Below are 9,852 nucleotides of genomic sequence, written 5' to 3' on the forward strand. Positions count from 1 at the left end.
GGACATGAAATGGACCCAACGTCTTCTTCCCGTTGCCGTGGTGGCCCTGTCCTTCTGGGCCTGCCCTGACGGTGACACCACGAATGGGGATGTGCCCGGGATGCCGGAAAATTTGACCGCCACGTCCAACTCCGGGACGGACCTCATTCTGACCTGGAGTGTGGGTGCCGGTCCGGTGGATCCGGAAAGCTTCTTCATCTATTTTAACAACACCAAGATCGCCTCGGTCCCCGGCACCCAGACCACCTACACGGTGTCCAGTGCGGATCTCGGAACCTATGGCGTGAGCGCCTGGGCCAACGGGAACGAGAGCGACAAAGCCACGGTTTCCACCGTTCCCGTGGAGACTTCCAACCTCCAGGTGTACGAACTCAACTCCACCGGCGGACCCAGCGGGATCTATGTGGATAACAGTTTCAACGCCCAGACCATCAGTGTGTGCGATGCCAGTGCGCCGTCCATGATGGACCTCTATTTCACGGATGACGCGGCTGGAGTGGATGTGGGCCTGGTGTATTTCAAGAGCGCTTCGCTGATCACCCAGGATGGCGGCTGGCCTGCCTGCAACAATCCCCCCTCCGGCCAGTGGAAAACCGCCTATGTGGCACGGGTTCAGAGCTTTAACGGCATCGCCGACCCCGGAAACAGCCAGGAGACCCAGGTGTTCTCCGGCGCTGCCGAGTTCGTGTTCAAGGTCAACGTGGGCGGAAACTGGCACTACGGCTATTTTGCCACCAGCACACCCGACGCCGCATCCCAGAGCGTGACCCTCACCACCTTCAAGGTCTCGCCCATTCCGGGATTCAAGAAGATCCAGTGAGCCGTCCCCTTTTAGCGGACGAACTCTTCGGGGGAGGCTTTGCCTCCCCCTTTTTTTCTCCGGGTTTCCTTGAGGCCCTCCAGGAAACCTTCGGACCCCTCCAGAGGGTTTCCTCCGTCCACGTCATTCTCCGGAAACGCCCCGGCTTTGCCCACCTCCAGGCCCTTCCCCACGGCCATCCCGGCATCCCCCCGGATGCGGAGCCCCTGGATCTCGACGCATGGAAAGGGGGCTTTTCGGGGCGGATCGGGCGCATTGAGGTGGTGGATCGGTTTCAGCGAGCCCACGGTACGACCTTTCGACGGATCGATCTGGTGGAGACGGTCATCCTGCTGGACGGAACGTGGGCAGAGGCGGAACGGCAGATGCGGAAAAGTCTCCGGGAACAGGTGCGACAGTCCCGTCGAAAGGGGGTGGAGGTTCTTCCCCTCACGGACGAGGACCTCCCTCGCTTTTTCGCGCTGGTGGAACACACCCACAGGAAGCGCCACGGCGTGAATCCGCCCCCCAAAACGTTTCTCCGCGCCCTGTGGAACCATGGCCAGGACCACCTGGTGGCCCTCAAGGCCGTCCAGGGGGAGCGGATGCTCTCGGGGCTGTGGATCCTCACATCCCGGGACGAGTGGTTTGCCTATCTCCAGGGGACCGATCCGGAAGGGTATCCCCTGCGGGCAAGTCCCCGTCTGTTCTATGAGGCCATCCGCATGGCCCATGCAGCGGGGGTCCGCCTGTTCTCCATGGGGGTCACCCCTCCGGGAAACGAACGCCTTCGTTTCTTCAAAGAGAGTCTGGGGGGACGACCCTACCGTTATCCTCTCTGGGTGTGGGAACATCCGGTGTATGGCGTTTTGCGACGGACTTACCGGAGTTTGAAAAAGCTTGCGGGCTCAGGGGAAATTGAGGTGGAAGGATAGAATTCCCCGTCCAGAATCCATCCCTCCGGGGGCAGAGGCAGTTCGGTCCCCGGCCGGGGGACCACCACCTGGGCATGGGCCCGGGCACCGGGGCAAAATCCCCAGTCATCCTCTTCACCCGTGAAGGCATAGGCCGCACCCGTGAGACGCAGAAGGACTTCCTGGAAAGGGACTTCTTCTTTCGCCGCTCGCACGAGATACGCCACGTCAAAGGGCATACCGTCCGAACCGTAGGCGTGGGGGAGCTGACGGGCGGACAGCCGGGAGAGGGGGTTGTTTCGCTCTGCACGCTTCCGGCCCAGTCGAAGTTCGTACATCCCCCCCGGCTGACCCCAGCGGCGTTTGAAGTTGGGTTGCACCGAAAGGCGCACGCCCAGCTCACCCAGGGCGTCCAGGGCTTCCTCCGAGGGGAACTCCACGTGTTCCAGACGGACCTTCCGAAGATTCATCCCGTCCCGGGCCAGGCGAGAAAGCACCCGGATGGCCTGGTGGATCGCCCGGTCTCCGATGGCGTGCATGGCCACTTCAAGATCCCGCTCGGCCGCCCACCGAAGGCGGGACAGGAGCTGCCGGTCAGAATAGAGCAGGACCCCGCTGGTCCCGGGATCATCCGCATAGGGCTCCTCAAACGCGGCGGTCCGCCCCCCCACCGATCCGTCCAGAAAGAGTTTGATCCCCGCAACCCTCAGGCGGTCGTCCCCGAAGCCTCCCGGGAGATGGAGCTTTTGCAGAACCCCCCGATCTTCGTCATAGAGATAAAACCGCACGTGCAGCACCAGCGCCCCGTCCCGCCACGCCCGCATCAGGGTGTTGAGCGCCTCCACATCTCCAAAGTCGTGGACCAGCAGGATGCCCTGACGGAGAGCGTGTTCCTGGGCCAGGAGGAAGGCCTCATCCCGCTGGGCACGGGTGGGCGGGAAAAGGTCCCGGATGCGGAGGGCCCAGTGTTCCGTGACCCGTCCGGAGTCCGGATCCACGAAGGCATCCTTTCGGGGAAGCCGATCCAGCGCGGGCGTGTTCAACACGGCCACATGGCCACACACCCGCCGGACCACAAGGGGACGATCGGGGAGGAGCCGGTCCAACTCCTCTCGGGTGGGAAGACGCCCTTCTTTCAACGTGGTCTCATCCACTCCCCAGAACACATAGACATCCCACTCTGGATATTTCCGGATGCCCTCCCGGATCTTCTCAAACACATCCTCCAGGGTTTCACCTTCCAGAAGGGGGAGGAGGTTTTCAAGCCCCCACCCCACGAGATGCATGTGGGTGTCCGCAAAAGGGGGCAGGAGAACGGCACCCGACGGGAGTGCCGGCGTGCGTCCTCGAACGTCGGGAGATTCCTTCCCCGGACCTGCATAGACCCAGCGTCCCCCGGCCGCGATCAGGGTCTGACGATCCCGGAAGCCCCGGGCATCCAGGAGAGAAACCCCGTCATAGCGTAAGATCATGAAGCTGGCTTCAGAAGTTCCAGATCGGGGCCCAGAAACAGCAGGGGATCCAGAGGGGTTTTGTCCTGATGCACCTCATAGTGGAGGTGGGGACCGGTGCTCACGCCGGTGGACCCCACAAACCCGATGACCTGCCCCCGGCGAACTGTGTCTCCCGGGCTCACCACCACGGACTGGAGGTGGGCATACCGGGTTTTCCATCGCTTCCCATGGACAATCTCCACCACTTTGCCATACACCGCATCCTCCCGAACGGCCTGAATCCGCCCATCCGCTGTGGTCACCACAGGCGTGCCATAGGGAGCCGAAAGGTCAAGACCGGGATGATCTTTGGAAAATCCCCGGCTCAGATACCCCCGGGTGGGAAGTCCCGTCGGGAGAAAGGGATCGGACGGCGGAGGGGGTGTCACCGGCACCTTCGCATCCAGGACCACCGTGCTGGAAGGTCCAGAGGCCTGAGTCTGGAGATGCTCCGGCACCAAGAGCCGGCCCACCCGATTCCGGAATTCCCGGAGACGGGCCACCTCTTCCTCCAGGTCCGTGATCGTTTCCATCCGGGCAAGAAGGGCGTCCCTTTCCCGGGTGACGGCGAGAAGACGTGCCTGGAGATAGGTCATCCGGGCAAACAGGGCAAACCCCGCAAGGGCGGCGATCAGAAAGCTCCCCAGCACCAGACCCCCCACCAGCACCTGCCACCGGGAAACCACAAAACGCCGACCTTCACCCCCACGGTGAAGGGGGAGGATCAGAATTTCCCAGCGGGGCTTCATGAAGAGAAGTAGGTCCGGTATTCGTCGGGCGGATACACCGAAACGTAGGTCCGGCCCTTCCGGCGCTCGAACCGGACAATCCCGTCCACCAGCGCGAAGAGGGTGTCATCCCCGCCCCGCTTCACGTTGTATCCCGGATGGATCCGGGTTCCGCGCTGGCGCACAAGGATGTTGCCTGCCCGCACCACCATGCCGTCGCCCCGCTTCACGCCCAGTCGCTTGGAAAGGGAATCACGGCCATTCCTTGTGGCGCCCTGACCTTTCTTATGAGCCATGGTGCATCACCTCCGTTTGACGCATAGGATAGGGCCTGCCCTCCAAACCTTCAAGTCTCCCTTTTGAAGGGACGGGCGGAGCTTTGTATAATATCCACCGCAAGGAGGTTTCCATGGCCAAGAAGAAAGACGTCATCCGGGTGGAAGGCACCGTCAAAGAGGTGCTTCCCAACACGATGTTCCGGGTGGAACTGGACAACGGGATGGTGGTCCTCGCCCACATTGCGGGCAAGATGCGCATGCACTACATCCGGATTGTTCCCGGGGATCGGGTTCTGGTGGAACTCACCCCCTACGACCTGTCCCGGGGACGCATTGTCTACCGGTACAAATAAATCCCGGAGCGGGGGAGGGGGCGTGCCCCCGCACACAGCATGAAAAAGGATCCCTGGGCGTCGCGTGTCGTGCGGCTTGCGTTGCCCCGGCCTCTTCCTTTCCGTCAGGGGTTTGTCCGGGGTCTGGCTATCCTGATCCCCATCGCCGTCACCCTCGGCGTTCTGTGGCTCCTGTTTGATGCCGTGGTCGGGCGGTTCGCCCGCATTCTGGACGCCCTCCCCCTCATCCGCCATCTGCCCTATCCCCTCCTGCTTATCCTCAGCGTGGCCTTTCTGGTGGCCCTGGTCTATTTCACCGGGGTGTGGGCCACCAGTTATGTGGGCCGACGAACCCTGGAATGGGTGAACCGGGTGTTTCTCCGAATTCCCCTGGCCCGTGCCATCTACCGGGCCTCTCAGGAAGCGTTCTCTGTCCTCTCCCACGATACCCGCCAGCGGTTCCGCCCCGCCCTCGTGCCCTTTCCCGAAGAACCCCTCTGGGCGGTGGGACTTGTGGCCCAGAACCGACCCGTACGGGTGAACGGCCGGGACTATTACTACGTGTATCTCCCCACCACCCCCAGTCCGGCCACGGGCTGGAGCTTTCTGGTGCCGGCAGAAAAGGTGCAATTTCTGAACGTTTCGGTGGAAGAAGCCCTCCGGTGGGTGGTGTCGGCCGGTCTGCTTCTCCAGGGTGAAGTGCAGGTAAGCCATGAGCCTTCGCGACCGGGTACTCCGGACCCTCCTCCGTCGTCCTGAGGATCTCGAGAGGGTACTGGTGCTGGCGCAAGAACGGGGGATTCTGCCCCCACGGGCCCTCAACCTGATGCAGGGGGTCCTGAAGGCGGCCGAACGCACGGTGGAAGAGATCATGATCCCCCGGACAGATATGGTGACCGTGGTGGAAACCATGACCCTTCGGGACGTGCTGACCGTGCATGCCCAAACCCCCTATTCCCGGTTTCCCGTCCTGTCCGAGCGCCGGGACGAGGTGGTGGGGGTGTTCTTCATGAAGGACCTTCTCCGGCGGCTGGACGAACTGGACACCCTCACGGTGAAAGACCTGATGAGTCCCCCGTATTTCCTGCCCGAAGTGAAACCCGTTCTGGATACCCTGGCCACCTTTCAGGAGATGCACCTCTCCATCGGTATCGTGGTGGACGAATTTGGAAGCCCGGTGGGCCTGGTGACCCTGGAGGATCTCCTGGAAGAGATCGTGGGGGAGATCTGGGAAGAGCACGAACGCCCCCACACCCCCTGGCGGGAGGTGGCGCCAGGGGTCTATGAGGTCCTGGCCACCATGAACCTGGAAGACTTTGCCGAAGTCACAGGGCTCCCCCTGGTGGACGAATCGGTGAACACGGTGGGGGGCTATATTCTGAACCGCCTGGACCACCTCCCCACGCCGGGAGAGGTGGTGGATCTGGGGAATCTGCGGGTGGAAGTGCTGGATGCCACCCCCCAGCGTCTCAAACGTCTGCGGGTTTATGTCCGCGGAAAGGAGGCGAGCCATGACGCGGGAAGAAGCCCGCAAAAGGATTGAAGAGCTCCGGGAACTCATCGCCAAATACGACTATTATTACTACGTTCTCGACCAGCCCCTGGTTTCCGATGCGGAATACGACGAACTGATGCGGGAGCTCCGGGAACTGGAGGAAAAGTTCCCCGAATTCATCACGCCGGACTCCCCCACCCAGCGGGTGGGCGCGCCGCCCCGGGAAGAGTTCGGAACCGTGCGCCACACCCTCCCCATGCTCTCCCTGGATGATGCCCGCAATCCCGACGAATTCCGGGCCTTCGACGGACGGGTGAAGCGGTTCCTGGGACTCCCGCCGGATGCAATGATCGAATATGCGTGTGAACCCAAATATGACGGCCTTTCCTGCGAAATCGTGTATGAGCAGGGCCGGTATGTGCAGGCGTCCACCCGGGGGGACGGCTATGTGGGCGAAGACGTCACCCCCAACGTCCGGACCATCAAGTCCGTCCCCCTCCGCCTCCAGAAGGTTCCGGGCCTTCCCATCCCCGAACGGCTGGAGGTGCGGGGCGAGGTGGTGATCACCAAAGAGGACTTTGAACGGCTCAACCGGGAGCGGGAACGGGAAGGGCAGCCCCTCTTTGCCAACCCCCGGAATGCCGCAGCGGGAAGCCTCCGTCAGCTGGACCCCAACATCACGGCCCAGCGCCCCCTGCTCTTTATCGCCTGGGGTATCGGTGTGGGGGATCTGGGGGTGACGAAGCACAGCGAGGTTCTGGATCGTCTGGCCAAACTGGGATTCCGGGTGGCAAGTCCCCGCCGGGTGTGTCAGGGCATGGAAGAGGTCATCGAATATTACACCTGGATGCAGAAGGAACGGGATCGCTATCCCATTGAGCTGGACGGGATCGTGGTCAAGGTCAACGACATGACGCTGTGGGAGCGCCTGGGCACCACCGCCCGGTCCCCTCGCTGGGCAGTGGCCGGCAAATTCCCTCCCCGGGAGCGGGTGACCCGAATCCGGGAGGTCCAGTTCCAGGTGGGCCGAACCGGCATCATCACGCCGGTCGCCATTCTGGAACCCGTGGAGATCGGGGGCGTCATCGTGAGCCGGGCAAGCCTCCACAACTTTGAAGAGGTGGAGCGAAAGGACATCCGTGTGGGCGACTGGGTGTTCGTACGGCGTGCGGGCGACGTGATCCCCGAGGTGGTGGCGCCTGTGAAAGAACGCCGCACGGGAGAGGAAAAACCCATCCATCCGCCCACCCACTGTCCGGTGTGCGGAGGGGAGGTGGTCAAAGAAGGGGCCTATTACAAGTGCATCAACCTGGCCTGCCCCGCCAAGCTGGAAGCCCTGCTCCGCCATATGGCCGGCCGGCGGGCGCTGGACATTGAAGGTCTGGGGGCCAAAACCGCCCAGCTTCTGGTGAAGAAGGGCCTGGTTCGGGACCCTGCGGATCTCTTCTATCTTCGGTATGAAGACCTCATTCGCCTTCCCGGTTTTGCGCACCTTTCCGCCACCAAACTGCTGGAGCAGATCGAAGCGGCCAAAACCCGGACGCTGGACCGGTGGATCCACGCCCTGGGTATCCCGGGCGTGGGGGAACAGATGGCCCGGGTGCTGGCGGAGCGCTATCCCTCCCTGGAAGACCTGGAAAAGGCCTCCATGGAAGAACTCCTGTCCATCGAGGGCATCGGGCCGGAAATCGCCCGGAACATCGTGAACTTCTTTCGTGAACCCCACAACCGGAAAGTGCTGGAAAAACTCCGTCAGGCCGGGGTCCGCCCCACCCCCATTGCGAAGAAAGAGGTCAAACCCAACCCCTTCCTGGGCAAGACGGTGGTGTTCACCGGCGCCCTCCGGTCCATGACCCGGGAGGAGGCCAAAGCCCGCGTGGAGGCGCTCGGTGGCAAGGTCACCAACAGCGTCTCCCGGAAAACGGACTTCGTGGTGGTGGGGGAAAATCCGGGGTCCAAATATGAACGGGCCCGGGCCCTGGGGGTGACGATCATTGACGAAGAAACGTTTCTGAAGATGCTGGAGGAAGCGGAAGGATGAGCCTTCGCCAGGGCCTCCGGCAGATCGTCGAGAACTTTCGGATCGCCGAACTTTCTCAGTGGTTCTTCCTGGCGTTTCTGGTGGGGACCTTCACCGGTCTTGCCGCCGTGGCCTTTGAATTCCTCTGGGATCTTGTGTACACGGGGGTGATGGAACACGCGGTGGGCTATCGTCCCGGCGTTCCACCCCATGTGGACGTGAAAGCCCTTCTCTTTCTGTTCCCTGTTCTGGGCGGGCTGGTTTCGGGATACCTCACCCACCGGTTTGCCCCGGAAGCCCGGGGGCTCGGGACGGATGCCGCCGTGTATGCCTTCCACTTCAACAACGCCTTTGTCCGGCCGGTGGTGGGCGTGATCAAGGCCTTCGCCACCATTGCGTCTCTGGCCACCGGGGGATCCGGCGGCCGGGAAGGACCCATGGTCCAGATCGGTGCGGCGCTGGGCATCCTCACCACCCGGCTCCGGAGAGATCTCCAGGATGTCCGATACCGGCGAATCCTGATGATCATGGGCATGGCGGGGGGTGTGTCGGCCATCTTCCGGCTCCCCATCGGCGGAGCCTTTTTTGCAACAGAAGTGCTGTATCGGGGACCGGACCTGGAGGTGGAAGCCCTGGTGCCGGCCATCCTCACCTCCATCATGGCCTATGTGGTGGCCGGCAGTTTCCACGGGTGGGAACCGGTCTTCTCCATCCCGCCTCTGTTCTTCTCCCTGAAAGAACTTCCCCTCTATGCCCTGCTCGCCGCCGCCGCCACCCTGGGAAGCTTCTTTTTCGTCACACTGGAACACTGGACGGAGCGCAAATTCCATCGGCTTCAGGTTTCCCCTCCCTACCTCCGTCCGGCCATTGGGGCCGCTCTCACGGGCCTTCTCCTCCTGGCCTTCCCCGCCGCCGCCTCCACCAGTTATGAATATGTCCAGTTCGCCTTTGATGGAAACCTCCCCCTTCTCTTTGCCCTGAGTCTCTTTGTGTTCAAAGCTTTGGCCACCGCCTTCACCATCACGAGCGGGGGAAGCGGGGGCACCTTTGGTCCCTCCGTGGTGATGGGGGCCATGATCGGCACCGTGATGGGCCACGTGTTCCACGATCTCTTTCCCCATCTTGTGACTTCCCCCGTGCCCTACACCCTCATCGGAGTGGTGGGGTTCTTCGCCGCGGGGGCCAACGCTCCCATCGCCTCGGTATTCATGGCCCTGGAGCTCACCGGTCGATACAGCATGCTGGTTCCGGCCCTGTTCGTGGCCACCCTGAGCTATCTTCTCGGCAGCACCTGGGGGCTCTATGCCCACGCCCAGGTCTTTTCCCGTCTGGACTCCCCTGCCCATGCGGCCGATTTCATCAACATCCTCCGGCGCATCCGGATCCGGGATCTTCAGTTGCGTAAGCCCGACGTGATGCTTTTTGAAAACGAGCCGGTGGAAGACGCCCTTCATCGTGCAGCCGAAATCAATCCCAACCAGGAATGTCTCCCGGTCCTGGATCCCGAGGGGAAGAAGGTGGTGGGCTATGTGTTCGGGCGGGATCTGCGGAAAGCCCTGTGGGAAGGTGTGCTCCACGGTGTGGGCCTGGCCGTGCTCGTGGAAGACGCCCTCCACCAGGACACGCCCACCCTGTCGCCCGATGACACCCTGGAGCGGGCGATGCAGGTCTTTTTCACCTCCGGGCTGGACGAACTCCCGGTGATGGATGAACAGGGCAACCTTCTGGGGCTTCTCCACCGTTCGGACATCCTGGAGGCCTATCGCCGGCGGGTGGAACTCGCCGGGCGATAG

The 9,852-nt window shown here is 62.6% G+C and carries 10 protein-coding genes; 7 read left to right on the plus strand and 3 right to left on the minus strand.

From position 1 onward, the window contains the following. Positions 1-4 precede the first annotated feature (4 nt). Both AC6HU3_RS03565 and AC6HU3_RS03570 read left to right on the plus strand, forming a co-directional pair. A complete protein-coding gene (locus tag AC6HU3_RS03565; protein ID WP_497474723.1) occupies positions 5-820 on the plus strand; it encodes a hypothetical protein in 816 nt (271 codons plus the stop codon). Beyond that, entirely contained in the window at positions 817-1,734 is a 918-nt protein-coding gene (locus tag AC6HU3_RS03570) for a GNAT family N-acetyltransferase (protein WP_497474725.1), read from the plus strand. The genes AC6HU3_RS03565 and AC6HU3_RS03570 overlap by 4 nt, the downstream gene beginning before the upstream one ends. Here the strand turns inward: AC6HU3_RS03570 and AC6HU3_RS03575 are convergent. Genes AC6HU3_RS03575 through rpmA form a run of 3 tightly spaced genes read right to left on the minus strand, consistent with a single transcriptional unit; the run spans position 1,680 to position 4,230 of the window. Next, a complete protein-coding gene (locus tag AC6HU3_RS03575) occupies positions 1,680-3,185 on the minus strand; it encodes an amidohydrolase (RefSeq protein ID WP_497474726.1) in 1,506 nt (501 codons plus the stop codon). The two genes, AC6HU3_RS03570 and AC6HU3_RS03575, sit on opposite strands and share 55 nt — an antisense overlap. Beyond that, on the minus strand, positions 3,182-3,955 hold the full coding sequence (locus AC6HU3_RS03580; RefSeq protein WP_497474728.1) for a M23 family metallopeptidase: 774 nt from the start codon (positions 3,953-3,955) through the stop codon (positions 3,182-3,184). Before AC6HU3_RS03580 ends, AC6HU3_RS03575 begins: the two co-directional genes overlap by 4 nt. Then, positions 3,952-4,230, minus strand: a complete 279-nt coding sequence (gene rpmA / locus AC6HU3_RS03585; protein ID WP_497474729.1) for a 50S ribosomal protein L27 — start codon at positions 4,228-4,230, stop codon at positions 3,952-3,954. Before rpmA ends, AC6HU3_RS03580 begins: the two co-directional genes overlap by 4 nt. Positions 4,231-4,343: 113 nt before the next feature. Between rpmA and infA the strand changes: the two genes are divergently transcribed. The 5 genes from infA to AC6HU3_RS03610 are packed head-to-tail and all read left to right on the plus strand — an operon-like array spanning position 4,344 to position 9,852. Further along, positions 4,344-4,565, plus strand: a complete 222-nt coding sequence (gene infA / locus AC6HU3_RS03590; protein ID WP_497474731.1) for a translation initiation factor IF-1 — start codon at positions 4,344-4,346, stop codon at positions 4,563-4,565. Positions 4,566-4,604: 39 nt separating this feature from the next. Further along, positions 4,605-5,303 (plus strand): DUF502 domain-containing protein, encoded by a 699-nt coding sequence (locus tag AC6HU3_RS03595; RefSeq protein WP_497474733.1) that lies wholly within the window; start codon positions 4,605-4,607, stop codon positions 5,301-5,303. Beyond that, positions 5,257-6,087, plus strand: coding sequence for a hemolysin family protein (locus AC6HU3_RS03600; RefSeq protein WP_497474734.1), 831 nt, complete (start codon positions 5,257-5,259; stop codon positions 6,085-6,087). Before AC6HU3_RS03595 ends, AC6HU3_RS03600 begins: the two co-directional genes overlap by 47 nt. Continuing rightward, positions 6,056-8,080 carry an NAD-dependent DNA ligase LigA gene (gene ligA / locus AC6HU3_RS03605; RefSeq protein WP_497474736.1) on the plus strand — a complete coding sequence of 675 codons (2,025 nt, stop codon included), beginning with the start codon at positions 6,056-6,058 and terminating at the stop codon, positions 8,078-8,080. The genes AC6HU3_RS03600 and ligA overlap by 32 nt, the downstream gene beginning before the upstream one ends. Then, entirely contained in the window at positions 8,077-9,852 is a 1,776-nt protein-coding gene (locus AC6HU3_RS03610; RefSeq protein WP_497474737.1) for a chloride channel protein, read from the plus strand. The genes ligA and AC6HU3_RS03610 overlap by 4 nt, the downstream gene beginning before the upstream one ends.

It is taken from the genome of Caldifarcimen microaerophilum, from assembly GCF_055387105.1.

What these genes read in the sequence shown, in the direction of transcription:
- AC6HU3_RS03565 (WP_497474723.1), top strand. Translation starts at nt 5, where the DNA reads ATGAAATGGACCCAACGTCTTCTTCCCGTTGCCGTGGTGGCCCTGTCC.
- AC6HU3_RS03575 (WP_497474726.1), bottom strand. Translation starts at nt 3,185, where the DNA reads ATGATCTTACGCTATGACGGGGTTTCTCTCCTGGATGCCCGGGGCTTC.
- AC6HU3_RS03580 (WP_497474728.1), bottom strand. Translation starts at nt 3,955, where the DNA reads ATGAAGCCCCGCTGGGAAATTCTGATCCTCCCCCTTCACCGTGGGGGT.
- rpmA (WP_497474729.1), bottom strand. Translation starts at nt 4,230, where the DNA reads ATGGCTCATAAGAAAGGTCAGGGCGCCACAAGGAATGGCCGTGATTCC.
- infA (WP_497474731.1), top strand. Translation starts at nt 4,344, where the DNA reads ATGGCCAAGAAGAAAGACGTCATCCGGGTGGAAGGCACCGTCAAAGAG.
- AC6HU3_RS03595 (WP_497474733.1), top strand. Translation starts at nt 4,605, where the DNA reads ATGAAAAAGGATCCCTGGGCGTCGCGTGTCGTGCGGCTTGCGTTGCCC.
- AC6HU3_RS03600 (WP_497474734.1), top strand. Translation starts at nt 5,257, where the DNA reads ATGAGCCTTCGCGACCGGGTACTCCGGACCCTCCTCCGTCGTCCTGAG.
- ligA (WP_497474736.1), top strand. Translation starts at nt 6,056, where the DNA reads ATGACGCGGGAAGAAGCCCGCAAAAGGATTGAAGAGCTCCGGGAACTC.
- AC6HU3_RS03610 (WP_497474737.1), top strand. Translation starts at nt 8,077, where the DNA reads ATGAGCCTTCGCCAGGGCCTCCGGCAGATCGTCGAGAACTTTCGGATC.